This window comes from Pseudomonas sp. Y5-11 (assembly GCF_022368695.1).
In the GTDB taxonomy this organism is placed as follows: domain Bacteria; phylum Pseudomonadota; class Gammaproteobacteria; order Pseudomonadales; family Pseudomonadaceae; genus Aquipseudomonas; species Aquipseudomonas parakoreensis.
Genome location: NZ_CP058974.1, coordinates 2,503,177 through 2,519,626, shown reverse-complemented (window position 1 = coordinate 2,519,626; position 16,450 = coordinate 2,503,177). Strand labels below are relative to the sequence as shown.

At 58.5% G+C, this 16,450-nt stretch carries 18 protein-coding genes; 12 read left to right on the top strand and 6 right to left on the bottom strand.

Annotated elements, in window-relative coordinates; genetic code table 11:
* Window positions 1–98 precede the first annotated feature (98 nt).
* Window positions 99–935 (bottom strand): S1-like domain-containing RNA-binding protein, encoded by an 837-nt coding sequence (locus HXW87_RS11345; protein WP_041070234.1) that lies wholly within the window; start codon window positions 933–935, stop codon window positions 99–101.
* A gap of 350 nt (window positions 936–1,285) precedes the next feature.
* Between HXW87_RS11345 and HXW87_RS11340 the strand changes: the two genes are divergently transcribed.
* From HXW87_RS11340 to HXW87_RS11330, 3 genes are all read left to right on the top strand, one after another.
* Window positions 1,286–1,474, top strand: coding sequence for a hypothetical protein (locus HXW87_RS11340; RefSeq protein ID WP_016985943.1), 189 nt, complete (start codon window positions 1,286–1,288; stop codon window positions 1,472–1,474).
* Between the two features lie 206 nt (window positions 1,475–1,680).
* Window positions 1,681–2,400, top strand: coding sequence for a TorF family putative porin (locus HXW87_RS11335; RefSeq protein WP_239778921.1), 720 nt, complete (start codon window positions 1,681–1,683; stop codon window positions 2,398–2,400).
* Between the two features lie 70 nt (window positions 2,401–2,470).
* Window positions 2,471–3,340 (top strand): DUF6279 family lipoprotein, encoded by an 870-nt coding sequence (locus HXW87_RS11330; RefSeq protein WP_239778920.1) that lies wholly within the window; start codon window positions 2,471–2,473, stop codon window positions 3,338–3,340.
* Between the two features lie 78 nt (window positions 3,341–3,418).
* Here the strand turns inward: HXW87_RS11330 and HXW87_RS11325 are convergent, their stop codons facing one another.
* Window positions 3,419–3,811, bottom strand: a complete 393-nt coding sequence (locus HXW87_RS11325) for a hypothetical protein (protein WP_047292388.1) — start codon at window positions 3,809–3,811, stop codon at window positions 3,419–3,421.
* 184 nt (window positions 3,812–3,995) lie between these two features.
* Between HXW87_RS11325 and HXW87_RS11320 the strand changes: the two genes are divergently transcribed.
* From HXW87_RS11320 to HXW87_RS11310, 3 genes are all read left to right on the top strand, one after another.
* Window positions 3,996–4,271 carry a hypothetical protein gene (locus HXW87_RS11320; protein WP_239778919.1) on the top strand — a complete coding sequence of 92 codons (276 nt, stop codon included), beginning with the start codon at window positions 3,996–3,998 and terminating at the stop codon, window positions 4,269–4,271.
* A gap of 262 nt (window positions 4,272–4,533) precedes the next feature.
* A complete protein-coding gene (locus HXW87_RS11315; protein ID WP_041070244.1) occupies window positions 4,534–5,118 on the top strand; it encodes a papain-like cysteine protease family protein in 585 nt (194 codons plus the stop codon).
* Window positions 5,119–5,130: 12 nt separating this feature from the next.
* Window positions 5,131–5,730, top strand: a complete 600-nt coding sequence (locus HXW87_RS11310) for a hypothetical protein (protein ID WP_239778918.1) — start codon at window positions 5,131–5,133, stop codon at window positions 5,728–5,730.
* Window positions 5,731–5,793: 63 nt separating this feature from the next.
* Here the strand turns inward: HXW87_RS11310 and HXW87_RS11305 are convergent, their stop codons facing one another.
* Window positions 5,794–7,134, bottom strand: coding sequence for a DEAD/DEAH box helicase (locus tag HXW87_RS11305; protein WP_041070247.1), 1,341 nt, complete (start codon window positions 7,132–7,134; stop codon window positions 5,794–5,796).
* Between the two features lie 191 nt (window positions 7,135–7,325).
* Between HXW87_RS11305 and HXW87_RS11300 the strand changes: the two genes are divergently transcribed.
* Window positions 7,326–8,624 carry a mechanosensitive ion channel family protein gene (locus HXW87_RS11300; protein WP_095667225.1) on the top strand — a complete coding sequence of 433 codons (1,299 nt, stop codon included), beginning with the start codon at window positions 7,326–7,328 and terminating at the stop codon, window positions 8,622–8,624.
* Between the two features lie 91 nt (window positions 8,625–8,715).
* Here HXW87_RS11300 and HXW87_RS11295 read toward each other — a convergent pair whose 3' ends face one another.
* The 3 genes from HXW87_RS11295 to HXW87_RS11285 form a co-directional block, all read right to left on the bottom strand.
* Window positions 8,716–9,573, bottom strand: a complete 858-nt coding sequence (locus HXW87_RS11295; RefSeq protein ID WP_007965993.1) for a carboxylate/amino acid/amine transporter — start codon at window positions 9,571–9,573, stop codon at window positions 8,716–8,718.
* Between the two features lie 325 nt (window positions 9,574–9,898).
* Entirely contained in the window at window positions 9,899–10,498 is a 600-nt protein-coding gene (locus HXW87_RS11290; protein WP_047292378.1) for an FMN-dependent NADH-azoreductase, read from the bottom strand.
* A 231-nt stretch (window positions 10,499–10,729) separates the two neighbouring features.
* Complete coding sequence (locus HXW87_RS11285) at window positions 10,730–11,044, bottom strand: 3-phosphoglycerate kinase (protein WP_108181980.1); 315 nt, start codon at window positions 11,042–11,044, stop codon at window positions 10,730–10,732.
* Window positions 11,045–11,093: 49 nt separating this feature from the next.
* Between HXW87_RS11285 and HXW87_RS11280 the strand changes: the two genes are divergently transcribed.
* The 5 genes from HXW87_RS11280 to aqpZ all read left to right on the top strand — a co-directional run bounded on the left by HXW87_RS11280 (window position 11,094) and on the right by aqpZ (window position 16,369).
* Entirely contained in the window at window positions 11,094–12,017 is a 924-nt protein-coding gene (locus HXW87_RS11280; RefSeq protein ID WP_041070257.1) for a LysR family transcriptional regulator, read from the top strand.
* A gap of 14 nt (window positions 12,018–12,031) precedes the next feature.
* Complete coding sequence (locus HXW87_RS11275) at window positions 12,032–12,835, top strand: alpha/beta hydrolase (protein ID WP_095667228.1); 804 nt, start codon at window positions 12,032–12,034, stop codon at window positions 12,833–12,835.
* 3 nt (window positions 12,836–12,838) lie between these two features.
* Entirely contained in the window at window positions 12,839–13,402 is a 564-nt protein-coding gene (locus HXW87_RS11270; protein WP_047292371.1) for a peptidylprolyl isomerase, read from the top strand.
* Window positions 13,403–13,490: 88 nt separating this feature from the next.
* Complete coding sequence (locus tag HXW87_RS11265; RefSeq protein WP_047292369.1) at window positions 13,491–15,323, top strand: ABC transporter ATP-binding protein; 1,833 nt, start codon at window positions 13,491–13,493, stop codon at window positions 15,321–15,323.
* 350 nt (window positions 15,324–15,673) lie between these two features.
* The gene (aqpZ, locus tag HXW87_RS11260) at window positions 15,674–16,369 is read left to right on the top strand and encodes an aquaporin Z (protein ID WP_047292367.1); all 696 of its coding nucleotides are present in this window, start codon (window positions 15,674–15,676) and stop codon (window positions 16,367–16,369) included.
* Window positions 16,370–16,450: the final 81 nt, after the last annotated feature.

The following is a 16,450-nucleotide window of genomic DNA, read 5'->3' as shown; positions in this document are numbered from 1 at the left end:
AAACCCTCATGTAGGAGCTGCCGCAGGCTGCGATCTTTTGCCTTTGAAGATCGAAAGATCGCAGCCCGCGGCAGCTCCTACATGGGGCCGGCGGTCACTCAGGTTAGTTCAATGCGATCGGCATGAATGACGATCTTGCCTTCCTTGTACAGCGAACCGATGGCCTTCTTGAAGTTGCCCTTGCTGACACCAAACAGACTGCTGATCAACGCCGGATCGCTCTTGTCGCTGACGGCCAGCGTGCCATTGTTTTCGCGCAACTTGGCGAGGATCTTCGAACTCAGGCTGCTGGCCGCTTCCTGACCTACCGGTTGCAGGCTCAGGCTGATCTTGCCGTCGGCGCGCACTTCCTTGATGAAACCTTTCTCGCGCATGCCGGAGCGCATGAACTTGAAGATTTCATTCTTGTGGATCAAGCCCCAATGCTTGTTGTTGATGATCGCCTTGAAGCCCATGTCGGTCGCTTCAGCCACCAGCAGATCAACTTCCTGACCGGCGCTGTAGTTGGCCGGTGTCTTGTCGAGGTAGCGATCCAGCCGTGCGGTCGCGGTGATGCGGCGCGTGTGTTTATCGAGGTAAACGTGTACCACGCAGTACTCGCCAGCGGTCATCTGCCGCTTTTCTTCGGAATACGGCAGCAACAGATCCTTCGGCAAGCCCCAATCGAGGAAGACACCGATGCTGTTGACTTCAACTACTTTCAGGCTGGCAAATTCACCGACCTGAACTTTTGGTTTTTCAGTGGTAGCGAGAAGTTTGTCTTCGCTGTCCAGATAAATAAATACGTTGAGCCAGTCTTCATCTTCGCTGGGAATATCTTTAGGGATATAACGGTTGGGCAAAAGAATTTCGCCGTCGGCACCGCCGTCCAGATATAAACCGAAGTTAGTGTGTTTAACCACTTGCAAACTGTTGTAACGCCCGACTAAAGCCATTTTCCAAAACCCTCATTGCGTGGCGGCATTCTACCCGGTTTTGCCGGTCTCGTTCGCCGAGCGAGCAGCCTGGCGAAGAAAATCCGCGGGGCACCTTGATTTTCCTGGGTTTGGCGCAAGCGACTCGCCATTCGTCAGGCCAGTGCGGCACCTCACGCAGCGTTTCACGGCTTACCTTTTGCGTAATGAGCAATGAATGTTGTTATTTAAAACAGTGGCTTAGGCGGATATTTCGAATAATTAAGCGAGAATAATCCACCCGCACACTCAGTTATTCCCGGGGATATTTATCAAGCAATTGTCAAGTTATTCCTGTACGATGCCTGGCCGAGTTACTTTTCTACAGGTTAATGGCCGCCATGCGTGTAAAAGCATCCACCAGCAAAGCAAAGCCAGCTCCAGCCGTTGAAACCAGCGAATCGATCAACGATCAAATCGCAGCGTTCCTCAAGTCCGGCGGTGAAATCCAGCAAATTGCCAAAGGCGTCAGCGGCCAGACGTTCGGCCCGTCCAAGCAGATCAGCCTGGGCAAGAAGTAACACCCGGTAATACACCCGTCCTGAGACGCTTTGAGCTTCGAAGCGTCTGGACAGGCACCCGCTCAACACCCTCACTTCTGTTTAATCAATCTTTTGAAAATCGACGAACGGCCATCATTGCCGAGCATTCGCCGGTATCCTTGCACGCGTCTGGATCAAGCGTTTCAGCAGGCTCAGCCCTGCCCTCGCTGTTCATGGAGTGACGCATGCTCAAATCAAATTCCTGTTTATTGCTTGTGGGCCTACTGGCCTGCTCGTCGGTGCACGCGCAGATTTTCCAGCGCGAGCTCGGCGACTTCGACCTCAAACTCGGCACCACGCCCAGCCGCAGCATGGCCCAAGGTCTGGTCAAGCCGGCAGCCGTCGGCTCTTTCCACGGCGGCCTCGATCTCAGCCACGACAGCGGCCTGTATGTCGGCCAATACGCGCCGAGCATGGGCCTGACCCCGGGCAAGAACCTGGAAATCGACTCCTACATCGGCTTTAAACAACCTTTCGATCAGACCCTCGGCTACGAAGTCGGGATGATCCGCTACAGCTATCCCAAGGTCGAGACCCTCGACAGTCAGGAACTGTTCGGCGGCCTGACCCTGCTCGGCAGCCGTTTCGGTATAGCCGTCAGCAACGACCCGGACAAACAGAACAACACGCTGTTCGCCGATCTGGGTGGCAATCAGCCGTTCGGCATCGGGATCAGCATGAAATACACCACCCATCAATTGAACACGCCGGTGTCAGTGGACGGTGGTTATGTCAGCAGTTTTACCGATTGGTCAGTGAAATTTTCCCGGCCGTTCATGGGTGTCGATCTCGATCTGATCTACAGCAATTCCAACCTCAGTGGCAGCGATTGCTCGGCGTATTCCGGGCACAACAGTCAGTGCGACGGGCTGGTGACGCTCAAGGCAGAGCGCGCATTCTACTGATCGGCTGAACTGCCGGGAGCATCCTGCGTTCACATGAGAATCAGACGTCAGGCCTCGCAAGGATTCGCCCATGTCTCGCTGGTTCAAACACCTCGCCACCCTGCTGATCTTCACCCTCGCCCTCGGCGCCTGCAGCCGCGTCGGCCTGGCCTACCGCAATCTCGACGTGATCATTCCATGGACGCTTGGCGACTACCTGGACATGAACGGCGAGCAGAAGGACTGGTTCAACGAACGGCTCAAGGAACACCTGAACTGGCACTGCACCACGCAATTGCCGGGCTACCTCGATTGGCTGGACCGTTTGCAGAACATGGTTGAAACCAATCAGGTGACCGACGCGGCACTGCAGGCGCGAACCGCAGAGGCCAAACAGGCCATCGCCGAAACCGCACGCCAGATCACACCGTCGGCCATCGAATTGCTGCAAGGGCTGGACGACAAGCAAGTCGCCGAGATGAACGATGCGTTTGCCAAGGATCTGCGCAAACGTGAGAAGGAATACGTCAAACCGCCGCTGGCGCAACAGATTGCCGAACGCGGCGCACGCATGGACAAACGCCTGACTGATTGGCTGGGTCCATTGAGCGTCACTCAGGAACAACGGGTAATGGCCTGGTCGACTGCCCTGGGCGATCAGAACACTCAATGGATCGCCAACCGCGCCCACTGGCAGCAACAGTTCAGTAACGCCGTTGCCCAACGCGAAAGTCCGGAATTCCCACAGCGAATCGAGACACTTCTGGTCAACCGCGAGCGTTTATGGACAGCGGATTACCAAAAAGCCTACGCCAACACCGAAGCGCAGGCGCGTTCGCTGGCGGTGGATCTGATGGCCGAGAGTACGCCGCAGCAGCGTCAGCGGTTGCTCAAGAAAATCGAGGGTGTGCGTAAGGACTTCAATGATTTGAAGTGTCTGAAGGCAGTAAAGCAGGAATAGAAGATCAAAAGATCGCAGCCTCCGGCAGCTCCTACAGGGTTATGTGTAGGAGCTGCCGGAGGCTGCGATCTTTTGTTTTCAGGCAATTTGCGCTTTAGAAGCCACCTCATCAAACGTCGCCTCATCCAGCGCATCCTCCTGCTCATCCAGTACTTGCCGAGGATGATCATTGCCGGGAATGCTGCTGTCGATCAGGCTCAGCAGGCTTGATCCGCGTGGCGTCAGAATGAAATTGTTGCCGGTACTGCCTGCGTGATCCGGACGCGGTTCAATAAATCCACGATCAAGCAACAAGCCTTCGTAATCGCAGGCCACCGTTTTCAGGTGATCCAGATTCTCTATCGGCTCGCCTGCACTGGCTTTCTGCGCCGCATAATCCTCTGCGTATTTACGCGGCGCGAAACTTTCGCCTGCACTGTTCTGCACTTCATGCAGCAGGCGTTCAATCAAATCCCAGTTATAAGTCGTCATCCTGATTCAACCTCCGGTGCGCGTGATTGGGGGCGCTGTCATAGGTTGTGACCCGGACGCATCGCAGCCGTTCACCCGCATTTTCCGCGGCGACCGACATGCTGTTTGCCACAACTCTGAACTTTTCGTCGCATCCAGGCCTCCACCCAATAACCCGCCTTAACCGGAACGGAGGCCTGCCCCCATGAAACCCCTGCTCAAGCTCACCCTCGCCGTCACCCTCGCCTGCGCCCTGCCGGTCTGGGCCTGTACACCAGAAGAGGCCACCGCCAAACGCGAACAACTGGCCAAGGAAGTGACCAAGCTCACCGAACAGAATCCGGCCAAGGCCAAGGAAATCAATGCCGAGTTGCAAAAGATGGACTTGGGCACGGCCAGTGCAGATTTGCCGGACAAGTGCCAGTTGATTGATCAGCGGTTGAAGGAATTAGGCACGGCCGAGAAAAAAGCCGACAACTAAACGCAAGATCAAAAGATCGCAGCCTTCGGCAGCTCCTACACCGAACCCTGTAGGAGCTGCCGAAGGCTGCGATCTTTTGACCCTGAAAATGCATTAATGCATTTATATACTTGCACAAATGCATAGGCAGGCTAAGGTTACCTCGAGCAAGGAGATCGGCACCGTTCATCGCAGATGAAAACCGTTAACCACCGATCGCTCGGCAATACCGCAACACCACCACAAGCTGGACGCTTGTTTTCATTCATGGAGGACTGAAAAAATGTTAACCACTCAAGCCACATCATTCACCGGCGAGAGCCTGCCAAGGTGCCTTGTCGGCCACCTGCTCGACCCGCAACTGGTCGAGGTTCAAGCCACTGCGCAAACCGCTGCACTGGCCGCTGCCAGCCTCAACTTCAGCATGCAGAAACAGACTCAGACCAACTGGTGCTGGGCCGCTGTTTCCGCTTCGGTCGGCAACTATTACGGCACTGGAAACTGGACCCAGTGCGGCGTCGCCAGCACCCAACTGGATCGCAATTGCTGCAGCCAGCCAGGACCGTGCAACGTCTACGGCTATCTGGATTCAGCCCTGCAAACCACCCGCAGCTATAACGGGATGAATCAGGGTTCGCTGCAGATGTCGGCCATTCAGAACCAGATCAACATGGGCCGCCCGGTCGGCCTGCGCTGTGCCTGGTACGGTGGCGGTGCGCACTTCCTGGCGATCTACGGCACCAACGGCAACTACGTGCTGGTCGCCGACTCGATCTACGGTTATTCGACCCGCGCGCTGAACTCATTCCCGGGTTCGTACAACGGCGGCGGCAACTGGACTCACACTTACTTCACCGCGAAAAACTAGGAGGGCGACATCATGCAACTGACTTATCCAAAGGCGCCTTCCAACGGCGTACAGACTTTGCGTCCGGTGCTGCAAGCCGCGCTGCAAACACAGGGTTTCGGCATTAATCGCCAGTTCGCCGCCGCGACACCGGCCAAAGTCAGCCTCAGCGAAGCCTATCGCGGCTACTCGCTGACACTCGACGACTTGAGCCAAGGCAAGGGTCTGAAAGACGCACGTATCGGCGACTGGCATTACCTGGTGTTTGCCGACGGCGTCAGCATTGCCGATGCGCAACTGGCCGAGGTGCGTGGCCATGTCGAGTTCGCTTCGCTGAACCACGGCACCCGGGCCGCCGACACCGTGGGCGCGTTGAAACTGGCGGAACAGGCGCTGCAATTGCAGGGCAAAAGCGTTGAACTGCGCGTGCTGTTTGTCTCGGCGCTGCACGTCGTGGCGATCTGGCTGCATGCGGACGGTGAGGATGTGCTGATCCCGATTGAGCCGACGCCAAAAGAGCTGGGCGACTCGCGGCTGTACAGCGAAGCCGCGCTGCTCGCGCTGCTCAAACCGGCGGCAGATCGCGCCAAACAGCGCTTTGACGCGGACAGCAGCGGACAGTTGGGGAACTGACAAACCCCGCGCATAAAAAAACCCGGACACTGTCCGGGTTTTTTATTGGCCATTTGTGGCGACTTATTCAGCCGCAGGCTCGGCCGGCTTGCGGCGCTTGAGCGGGGCCATGCCGTCGCTGCTCACCAGCGAATCCGGCTTCGGACGGTTGGCGCTCTTGCGCTTGGTCGGGGTCTTGGCGGCGGTTTTCTTCTTGTCGCCCTTGGCGTCGGTCTTTTTCTTCTTCACGCCGACAGCTTTGCCCGAGGCCTTGACCTTTTTCGGCCCGCCGTAGGTGCCTTTGACTTCCTTGATGGTGCGGCGCTCGAAGCTCTGCTTCAGGTAGCGCTCGATGCTCGACATCAGGTTCCAGTCGCCATGGCAGATCAGCGAGATCGCCAGACCGTCGTTGCCGGCACGGCCGGTACGACCGATGCGGTGCACGTATTCGTCGCCGCTGCGTGGCATGTCGAAGTTGATCACCAGATCCAGGCCATCCACGTCCAGACCACGGGCTGCGACGTCGGTGGCAACCAGAATCTTCACGCCACCTTGCTTCAGACGATCGATCGCCAGTTTGCGATCCTTCTGGTCTTTCTCGCCGTGCAGCACGAACGCCTTGTATTCCTGAGCCACGAGGCGGCCGTAAATACGGTCGGCCATGGCGCGGGTGTTGGTGAAGACGATGGCCTTCTGATAGGTCTCGTTGGCCAGCAGCCAGTTGACGATCTGCTCTTTGTGCTGGTTGTGGTCGGCAGTGATGATCTGCTGACGGGTCGTCGAGTTCAGCTGGCTGACCGCGTTGAGCTGCAGGTGCTCAGGGTTGTTCAGCACCTTGGCAATCATCTCGCGCAGGCCGGAACCGCCGGTGGTGGCGGAGAACAGCATGGTCTGCTGTCGGTTCGGGCATTCGTCGACCAGACGTTGCACGTCCTCGGCGAAACCCATGTCGAGCATGCGGTCGGCTTCGTCGAGCACCAGCACTTCGACTTCTTTCAAATCCAGGTTGCCGGCGTTGAGTTGCTCGATCATCCGGCCCGGCGTACCGATCAGGATGTCCGGCACCTTGCGCAGCATCGCCGCCTGCACCTTGAAGTCTTCGCCGCCGGTGATCAGGCCGGACTTGATGAAAGTGAACTGCGAGAAGCGTTCAACTTCTTTCAGAGTCTGCTGGGCCAGCTCGCGGGTCGGCAGCAGGATCAGGGTCTTGATGCTGACGCGAATCTTCGCCGGGCCGATCAGGCGGTTGAGGATCGGCAGGACAAAAGCGGCGGTCTTGCCACTACCGGTTTGCGCCGTCACCCGCAGGTCACGCCCCTGGAGCGCCAGCGGAATGGCCGCTGCTTGCACAGGCGTTGGCTCGACAAATTTCAGCTCGGCCACGGCTTTGAGCAGGCGTTCGTGCAGGGCGAATTGGGAAAACACGGGTGCTACCTCGAAGATATGCAAAAAAACAGCTGCATAGGTTACCGGTTTCGAGCGCTCAGGCCGAGTTTCTTTATACAAACGGGCGTAATCAGTGGCTTTTTTGTTGCTCGATTTGTCTCCAACGGTAATACACAGCGTCTTAAATGCTCTAATCGCCCATCGCGCCTTACAGAAGAATCGTTGCTCACATGGATTTCAAACAGCTCTGGCTCAACGCCCAAGACCTCTGGGGTGCCCTCGAAAAGCACCCGTTCCTGCAATCCGGCCTGGCGCTGATGCTGCTATTGGTGATCGCGCTGATCCTCGGACGAGTGGCACGCTATCTGATCCTGCACGCCAGCCGCATGCTCGGGCGCCAGCCGGCGCTGCACTGGATCAACGACTTTCGCCACAACAAGGTGTTTCAACGTCTGGCGCAGATGACGCCGTCGCTGGTGATCCAGTTCGGTCTGCACCTGGTGCCGGAACTGAGCAAAACCGCGATGACCTTCCTCGGCAACGTGGCGCTGTCCTTCACCATCCTGTTCCTGCTGCTGTCGGTCAGTGCCCTGCTCAATGCGTTGCTGGACATCTATGCGCGCACCGAACACGCGCGCACCCGCTCGATCAAGGGCTATGTGCAACTGGCGAAAATGGTCTTGTACGTGTTTGGCGCGATCATCATCGTCGCCACCCTGATCGACCGTTCGCCATTGTTGCTGCTGTCCGGTCTGGGTGCGATGTCGGCGGTGATTCTGTTGGTCTACAAGGACACCCTGCTGTCGTTCGTCGCCAGCGTACAGCTGACCAGCAACGACATGCTGCGGGTCGGCGACTGGATCGAGATGCCGCAAGTCGGCGCCGATGGCGACGTGGTCGATATCACCTTGCACACGGTCAAGGTGCAGAATTTCGACAAGACCATCGTCTCGATCCCGACCTGGCGCCTGATGTCCGAATCGTTCCGCAACTGGCGCGGCATGCAACAGTCCGGTGGACGACGGATCAAGCGCAGCCTGTTCATCGACGCCAGCGGCGTGCGCTTCATCCGCGACGATGAAGAAGAAAAGCTCTCTCAGGTGCACCTGCTGACCGCCTACATGGGCCGCAAGAAAGCCGAACTCAAAGCGTGGAACGAGGCGCAGGGTAATGTAGCGGCAATGGCGGCCAATCGTCGGCGCATGACCAACATCGGCACCTTCCGCGCTTATGCGCTGGCGTATCTGAAAAGCCATCCCGAGATCCAGCCGAACATGACCTGCATGGTGCGCCAGATGCAGACCACGGCGCAGGGCATTCCGCTGGAAATCTACTGCTTCACGACTACCACGGTGTGGGCCGATTACGAGCGGATTCAGGGGGATATTTTCGATTATCTGCTGGCGGTGCTGCCAGAGTTTGGCTTGAGTCTGTATCAGCAGCCGAGCGGCGGGGATTTGCGTTCGGGGTTGTTGCCGGCGGTGCTGGGTTCGGCGCACATTGCGGAACCACAAAAACACCTCATGTAACCCACAATTACCGTGTAGGAGCTGCCGCAGGCTGCGATCTTTTGATTTTAAAGATTAAAAGATCGCAGCCTTCGGCAGCTCCTACACCGGGTCATGCGGTGCGGCGGATACCCAACCGGCTGATCCATACGGCCGCCAGAATGACACTCCCGCCAAGCAAAAGCCTTCCCAGTTCCTCATGCTGATTCCAGATCAGCAGATTCAGCAGCAGTCCCACCGGCACATGCAGGTTGTTCATCACCGCCAGCGTGCCACCGTTGACCATGCACGCGCCCTTGTTCCACCAATACATGCCCAGCGCGGTGGAGACCAGGCCGAGAAACAGCAACACGCCCCACTGCAGCGGCGCTTCGGGCAGGAAGTTGGCTTTACCGAACAGCAGAAACGCCGGTAACACCACCGCCAGAGCCCCGAGGTAGAAGAAGCCGAAACGCCGGTAATGCGGCAGGTCGCTCGGGTGTTTCGCCACCAGATGCTTGTACAGCACCTGGCCGGCGGCGTAGGTGAAGTTGGCCAGTTGCAGCAACAGGAAACCCATGAAGAAATCCGGGTTGATCCGATCAAAACGAATCACTGCCGCACCGCCCACCGCTACCAATGCAGCGACCAGCGCCCATGGATTGAAGCGTCGGTTCAACGCATCTTCGATCAACGTCACATGCAACGGTGTGAGGATGGTGAACAGCAGCACCTCCGGCACCGTCAGCACGCGGAAGCTCAGGTACAGGCAGACATAGGTGATGCCGAACTGCAACGCGCCGATCAGCAGCATGCCGCGCATGAACGCCGGTTCCACCGAACGCCAGCGTGTCAACGGAATGAACACCAGCCCGGCCAGCACCACGCGCACCAGCACCGCGAAGTAGCTGTCGACATGCCCGGCGAGGTACTCGCCGATCAGACTGAAGGAAAACGCCTGGATCAGCGTGACAAAAAGTAGATAGCCCATGGTCGCCTCTGTTTCGAATGGCGGCGACGATAGCCGGTTTTACATTCCGCAACCAACACAAAATCCCCTGTAGGAGCTGCCGCAGGCTGCGATCTTTTGATTGTAAAAAACAACATCAAAAGATCGCAGCCTGCGGCAGCTCCTACAGGGAGAGCAGTGAATCAGAGAAATCCCAGACAAAAAAAAGCCCGATCTCGCTAAAGCGTTCAATCGGGCTACAGCACTCAGGAGCAACAAGTGCAAAGGGAGGTTCGATGCGCGTAGAGCCTTGAAGGGGTTGCGCCAGGTCACTTAAACAAGCGGCGATTATCTGGCGATTAACCCATCAAGCGACCTGGGACAGTTTGGCGTTGGCCTGATTCAAGCCCTTCTCCTGGAAGTCGCCGCCCAGATTCATGCCTTCGGCGTGAATGAAGGTCACGTCGTGGATGCCGATGAAACCCATGACCTGACGCAGGTACGGTTCCTGGTGGTCGGCCGGGCCGCCGGCGTAGATCCCGCCGCGAGCGGTAAGTACGTAGGCACGTTTGCCGCTGAGCAGGCCTTGCGGGCCGGTTTCGGTGTACTTGAAGGTCACACCGGCACGCAGCACGTGGTCGAGCCAGGCTTTCAGAGTGCTCGGGATCGCGAAGTTGTACATCGGCGCCGCCATCACCAATACGTCGGCGGCCAGCAACTCCTCGGTCAATTCGTTGGATCGGTCCAGCGACGATTGTTCGTCGGCGTTGCGCTGTTCGGCAGACTTCATCCAGCCACCCAGCAGGTTGGCGTCCAGGTGGGGTACCGGGTTCACGGCGAGGTCACGCACGGTGATCTGATCGTTAGGGTGCGCAGACTTCCACTGGCTGATGAAGGTCTGGGTCAGTTGACGGGAAACCGAGTCTTGCTGGCGGGCGCTGCTTTCGATGATCAGAACGCGGGACATGGTGTGTAGTCTCCATCCGAGAATGTTGTAGGTCGATGGAGTGAAGGTTAAACAGGCTTGTATCGATGAAAAAGCGCAAATAATTGCTGCAAAGCATCGAATAATTCGTTTAGATGCACTTAGCCCCTGTGGGAGCGAGCTTGCTCGCGAAAGCGGTGTGTCATTCAACAATGATGTCGACTGAAACGGCCAATTCGCGAGCAAGCTCGCTCCCACAAGGGATTGACGGTGTTATTTCGGGCTGCAACTCAGTTCAATGCGCAGCCTGATGATCTCGCGAGAGAACTTGGCCGTGGCGTTCGTATGCTTGCGGGCCGGGACTTCGATGTTGCGCGTACGTGGCGCTTCCGGGCCATTGTTGAAAACGGCTTTGCAGACGGCATCGACATCACCGAAGTTGACCACTTTTATGGAGCCGATGTCCTTGTCGGTGTCATAGGTTTCGTAGTCGATCTTCAAGCCATTGAGATTTTTCTGCACATCGATCGGGTAAGCAAACGCTGTCAGCGGCAGCAGCGCCAGCAACACACAACAGAATTTTTTCATTCGCCAGTCTCCATGAGGGATGGCCAGCTTAGGACAAGAGGAGCTATTGATGAAAGCGCCCCGCGTGACCCTTGATCAATGGCGAACATTGCAGGCCGTGGTCGATCACGGCGGCTTCGCCCAAGCCGCCGAGGCACTGCACCGTTCGCAATCGTCGGTGAGTTACACCGTCGCCCGCATGCAGGACCAGCTCGGCGTGCCCTTGCTGCGCATTGACGGGCGTAAGGCGGTACTCACCGAAGCCGGTGGCGTATTGTTGCGCCGCTCGCGGCAACTGGTGAAACAGGCCAGCCAACTGGAAGACCTCGCCCACCACATGGAGCAAGGTTGGGAGGCCGAGGTGCGGCTGGTGGTTGATGCGGCCTACCCGAGCGCACGCATCGTCCGGGCGCTGACCGCGTTCATGCCGCAAAGTCGTGGCTGCCGCGTGCGGCTGCGCGAGGAGGTGTTGTCGGGGGTCGAAGAAGTGCTGCTGGAAGGCGTGGCCGATCTGGCGATCACCGGTCTGAGCATTCCCGGCTATCTCGGTGCGGAATTGAGCGATGTCGAGTTTGTTGCCGTCGCCCACCCGGACCACGCCTTGCATCGGCTCAATCGCGAACTGAGCTTCCAGGATCTGGAAACCCAGATGCAAGTGGTGATTCGCGACTCCGGGCGCCAGCAGCCACGCGACGTCGGCTGGCTGGGTGCCGAACAGCGCTGGACGGTCGGAAGCCTTGCCACTGCCGCAACGTTCGTCAGCAGCGGCCTGGGTTTCGCCTGGTTGCCCCGACACATGATCGAACGTGAATTGAAGGAAGGCACGCTCAAGCTGCTACCGTTGGTTCAGGGCGGCAGCCGCAACCCGAGTTTCTATCTCTACTCGAACAAGGACAAACCGCTGGGCCCGGCGACACAAATCCTCATCGAACTGCTGCGCACCTTCGACACCTTGCCGCTGGACGCACCGTTCGCCGCCCCCGAACAAGCCTGACACGGAGTTCACCGATGGCGTATTTCGAGCACGAAGGTTGCAACCTGCACTACGAGGAATATGGCCACGGTACGCCGTTGCTGCTGGTTCACGGGCTCGGCTCGAGCACCCTGGACTGGGAAATGCAGATTCCGGCGCTGTCGGCGCATTACCGGGTGATCGTCCCGGACATACGCGGTCACGGTCGCTCGGACAAACCCCGCGAGCGCTACAGCATCGCCGGTTTCAGCGCTGACCTGCTGGCGTTGATCGAGCACCTGAACCTCGGTCCGGTGCATTACGTCGGGCTGTCGATGGGCGGGATGATCGGTTTCCAGTTCGGTGTCGATCACCCTCACCTGCTCAAAAGCCTGACCATCGTCAACAGCGCCCCCGAAGTCAAACTCCGCAGCCGCGACGATTACTGGCAGTGGTTCAAACGCTGGAGCCTGATGCGTGTGCTGAGCCTGGCAACCATCGGCAAGGCGCTGGGCGGCAAACTTTTTCCGAAACCGGAACAGGCTGATTTGCGGCAGAAAATGGCCGAGCGCTGGGCAAAAAACCACAAACGTGCTTATCTCGCCAGCTTCGATGCGATTGTTGGCTGGGGCGTTCAGGAACGACTTTCCCGGGTGACCTGTCCAACCCTCATCGTCACTGCCGACCGTGACTACACACCGGTGGCGCTGAAAGAAACCTATGTAAAACTGCTGCCCGATGCGCGGCTGGTGGTCATCGCCGATTCGCGCCACGCCACCCCGCTCGATCAACCCGAACGTTTCAATCAAACGCTGCTGGAGTTTCTCGCCGCAGCCGACATTCAATCTCAGGATCACTGACCCATGCTGAAAAAACTCGCCCTCGCCGCCGGCACTGTGCTGTTCGCTGCCAACCTGATGGCTGCCACGCCGGCAAAAGCGCCGCACGTGCTGCTGGACACCACCAACGGCCAGATCGAAATCGAACTGGACCCGGTCAAGGCGCCGATCAGTACCAAAAACTTTCTGGATTACGTCAACAGCGGCTTTTACACCAACACCATTTTCCACCGCGTGATCCCGGGCTTCATGGCCCAGGGCGGCGGTTTCACGCCACAGATGCAGCAGAAAGAAACCAAGGCGCCGATCAAGAACGAAGCCAGCAACGGTCTGCATAACGTTCGCGGCACGCTGTCGATGGCACGCACCTCCAACCCTGATTCGGCCACCAGCCAGTTCTTCATCAACGTGGCCGACAACGCCTTCCTCGATCCGGGCCGTGACGCCGGTTACGCGGTATTCGCCAAAGTGGTCAAAGGCATGGACGTGGTCGACATCATCGTCAACTCGCAAACCACCACCAAACAGGGCATGCAGAACGTGCCTTCCGACCCTGTGATCATCAAGTCGGCCAAAGTCATCGACTAAGCTGTACAGGGCGTTTCGAGCGGCGCAGGCCTGACGCCACGCCGCTCACACCGATAAAAGGAGAGCCCGGCCTCCGGGCGGTTATCTGATGCTCTATCGCCGTTTCGAACAACTGATCGACATATTCCGCGATGCTCCGACGGCGGCTCCGCCCAATCGCGTGCTGCCCTTCTATACCTATTACCTGAAACAGGTCTGGCCGAGCTTTGCCGCTCTGTTGGTGGTCGGCCTGTTTGCTGCGTTGATCGAAGTGGCGCTGTTCAGTTACCTGAGCCGCATCATCGACCTGGCCCAAGGCACGCCCAACCCGAATTTCTTCAGCGACCACGCCCTCGAACTGACGTGGATGGTGGTGGTGGCGCTGGTACTGCGGCCGATCTTTTTCGGCCTGCACGACCTGCTGGTGCACCAGACCCTGAGCCCGGGGATGACCAGCATGATCCGCTGGCAGAATCACAGCTATGTGCTCAAACAAAGCCTGAATTTCTTCCAGAACGACTTCGCCGGGCGCATCGCCCAACGCATCATGCAGACCGGCAACTCGCTGCGTGACTCCGCCGTGCAAGCGGTCGACGCGCTGTGGCATGTGGTGATCTACGCGATCAGTTCGCTGGTGCTGTTCGCCGAAGCCGACTGGCGCCTGATGATCCCGTTGCTGACCTGGATCGCCGCCTACATCGGCGCCCTGTATTACTTCGTGCCACGGGTCAAGGATCGATCGGTGGAGGCCTCCGATGCGCGCTCGAAACTGATGGGGCGGATCGTCGACGGCTACACCAACATCGCCACGCTGAAGCTGTTTGCCCACACCAATTTCGAACAGCATTACGCCAGGGAAGCCATCGAGGAACAGACGGTCAAGGCGCAGATGGCCGGCCGCGTGGTGACCAGCATGGACGTGGCAATCACCGCCATGAACGGTCTGCTGATCGTCGGCACCACCGCGCTGGCGCTGTGGCTGTGGACGCAGTCGTTGATCACGGTCGGCGCTATCGCGCTGGCTACGGGTCTGGTGATTCGCATCGTCAACATGTCCGGCTGGATCATGTGGGTGGTCACCGGCATCTTCGAAAACATCGGCATGGTGCAGGACGGTCTGCAGACCATTTCGCAACCGGTCAGCGTTACTGATCGCGAACAGGCCAAACCACTGGCGGTGGCCCGTGGCGAAGTGCGTTTCGAGCATGTGGATTTTCACTACGGGAAGAAGAAGGGCATCATCGGCGACCTCAACCTGACCATCAAACCCGGCGAGAAAATCGGTTTGATCGGGCCGTCCGGCGCCGGCAAATCGACGTTGGTCAACCTGCTGCTGCGCCTGTACGACGTCGAGGGTGGACGGATCCTGATCGATGGGCAGAACATCGCCGAAGTCGGCCAGGAAAGCCTGCGCGCACGGATCGGCATGATCACGCAGGACACCTCCCTGCTGCACCGCTCGATCCGCGACAACTTGCTGTACGGCAAGCCTGACGCCACCGACGCCGAACTCTGGGATGCGGTGCACAAGGCTCGCGCCGACGAGTTCATTCCGTTGCTGTCGGACGCCGAGGGCCGCACCGGTTTCGATGCACACGTCGGCGAGCGCGGGGTGAAACTGTCCGGCGGCCAGCGCCAGCGCATCGCGATTGCCCGGGTGCTGCTCAAGGACGCGCCGATCCTGATCATGGACGAAGCAACCTCGGCACTGGATTCGGAAGTCGAAGCAGCGATCCAGGAAAGCCTCGAAACCCTGATGCAAGGTAAAACCGTGATCGCCATCGCTCACCGCCTCTCGACCATCGCCCGCATGGATCGGCTGGTGGTGCTGGAAAACGGCAAGATCGCCGAGAGCGGCACCCACGCCGAATTGCTCGCCCATCGCGGGTTGTATGCGCGGTTGTGGGCGCACCAGACCGGAGGATTTGTCGGCATCGATTGATCACAAAAAATCTGACTTTGTGAACTTTTTTGGCGAGGGAGCTTGCTCCCGCTCGACTGCGCAGCAGGCGCAAAGCCCGCCAACTGTGCGAGTCTGACACTACCGGTGCAGATAGTTTTGGGACAGCTTCGCTGTCCAGCGGGAGCAAGCTCCCTCGCCACGCAATGTTTGTCCGCCAAAAAACCGCCCCAGCCCGCCAACCATGGGCTCTGGCGGTTTTTTCATGTCTGCTGGCAATCCATCCAAAGCCTGCTGTACTCAGCCAAGGTTCCAGCACGGAACCTGTCGTAAATCTGCAAGGAAGCACAACTCGATACAGTCTCGATAGCACGCCTATCAAGGACTCTCTCATGTCTCTGTTCAAACGTTCAGTTACTGAGTTGTTGGGTACGTTCTGGCTGGTTCTGGGTGGATGCGGCAGCGCAGTACTCGCTGCGTCTTCGCCCTTGGGCATTGGAGTGCTGGGGGTGGCCCTGGCGTTTGGTCTGACGGTGCTGACCATGGCGTTCGCCATTGGCCACATCAGCGGATGTCATCTCAACCCGGCCGTCTCGGTCGGTCTGTTCGTTGGCGGCCGGTTTCCGGCCAAAGAGTTGCCCGCCTATATCATCGCGCAGGTGCTCGGCGCGATTCTCGCCGCGGCGCTGATTGCGCACATTGCCAGCGGCAAGGAGGGTTTCGATATTGCCGCAGGTCTGGCCTCCAACGGGTATGGCGAGCACTCTCCGGGCAAATACTCGATGGCCGCAGGCTTTGTCACCGAGTTGGTGATGACCGCCATGTTCGTGATCATCATCCTCGGTGCTACCGACAAACGCGCTCCGGCGGGCCTTGCACCGATCGCCATCGGCCTGGGTCTGACGTTGATTCACCTGATCTCGATCCCGGTCACCAACACCTCGGTCAACCCGGCGCGCAGCACCGGTCCGGCGTTGATGGTCGGCGGCTGGGCGATCGCGCAGTTGTGGATGTTCTGGGTCGCGCCGCTGCTGGGCGCGGTGGTGGGCGGCGGAATCTATCGCTGGCTGGGTAAAGAAGAAACCTGAAGGATGCCTGAACTCCCTTTGTAGGAGCTGCCGAAGGCTGCGATCTTTTGACTTTTAAAGAGCAAAAAATCGCAGCCTCCG

Bases quoted from the DNA above. Each gene is read 5' to 3' on its own strand.
- HXW87_RS11345 (WP_041070234.1), bottom strand. From the start codon at position 935: ATGGCTTTAGTCGGGCGTTACAACAGTTTGCAAGTGGTTAAACACACT.
- HXW87_RS11340 (WP_016985943.1), top strand. From the start codon at position 1,286: ATGGCCGCCATGCGTGTAAAAGCATCCACCAGCAAAGCAAAGCCAGCT.
- HXW87_RS11335 (WP_239778921.1), top strand. From the start codon at position 1,681: ATGCTCAAATCAAATTCCTGTTTATTGCTTGTGGGCCTACTGGCCTGC.
- HXW87_RS11330 (WP_239778920.1), top strand. From the start codon at position 2,471: ATGTCTCGCTGGTTCAAACACCTCGCCACCCTGCTGATCTTCACCCTC.
- HXW87_RS11325 (WP_047292388.1), bottom strand. From the start codon at position 3,811: ATGACGACTTATAACTGGGATTTGATTGAACGCCTGCTGCATGAAGTG.
- HXW87_RS11320 (WP_239778919.1), top strand. From the start codon at position 3,996: ATGAAACCCCTGCTCAAGCTCACCCTCGCCGTCACCCTCGCCTGCGCC.
- HXW87_RS11315 (WP_041070244.1), top strand. From the start codon at position 4,534: ATGTTAACCACTCAAGCCACATCATTCACCGGCGAGAGCCTGCCAAGG.
- HXW87_RS11310 (WP_239778918.1), top strand. From the start codon at position 5,131: ATGCAACTGACTTATCCAAAGGCGCCTTCCAACGGCGTACAGACTTTG.
- HXW87_RS11300 (WP_095667225.1), top strand. From the start codon at position 7,326: ATGGATTTCAAACAGCTCTGGCTCAACGCCCAAGACCTCTGGGGTGCC.
- HXW87_RS11295 (WP_007965993.1), bottom strand. From the start codon at position 9,573: ATGGGCTATCTACTTTTTGTCACGCTGATCCAGGCGTTTTCCTTCAGT.
- HXW87_RS11290 (WP_047292378.1), bottom strand. From the start codon at position 10,498: ATGTCCCGCGTTCTGATCATCGAAAGCAGCGCCCGCCAGCAAGACTCG.
- HXW87_RS11285 (WP_108181980.1), bottom strand. From the start codon at position 11,044: ATGAAAAAATTCTGTTGTGTGTTGCTGGCGCTGCTGCCGCTGACAGCG.
- HXW87_RS11280 (WP_041070257.1), top strand. From the start codon at position 11,094: ATGAAAGCGCCCCGCGTGACCCTTGATCAATGGCGAACATTGCAGGCC.
- HXW87_RS11275 (WP_095667228.1), top strand. From the start codon at position 12,032: ATGGCGTATTTCGAGCACGAAGGTTGCAACCTGCACTACGAGGAATAT.
- HXW87_RS11270 (WP_047292371.1), top strand. From the start codon at position 12,839: ATGCTGAAAAAACTCGCCCTCGCCGCCGGCACTGTGCTGTTCGCTGCC.
- HXW87_RS11265 (WP_047292369.1), top strand. From the start codon at position 13,491: ATGCTCTATCGCCGTTTCGAACAACTGATCGACATATTCCGCGATGCT.
- aqpZ (WP_047292367.1), top strand. From the start codon at position 15,674: ATGTCTCTGTTCAAACGTTCAGTTACTGAGTTGTTGGGTACGTTCTGG.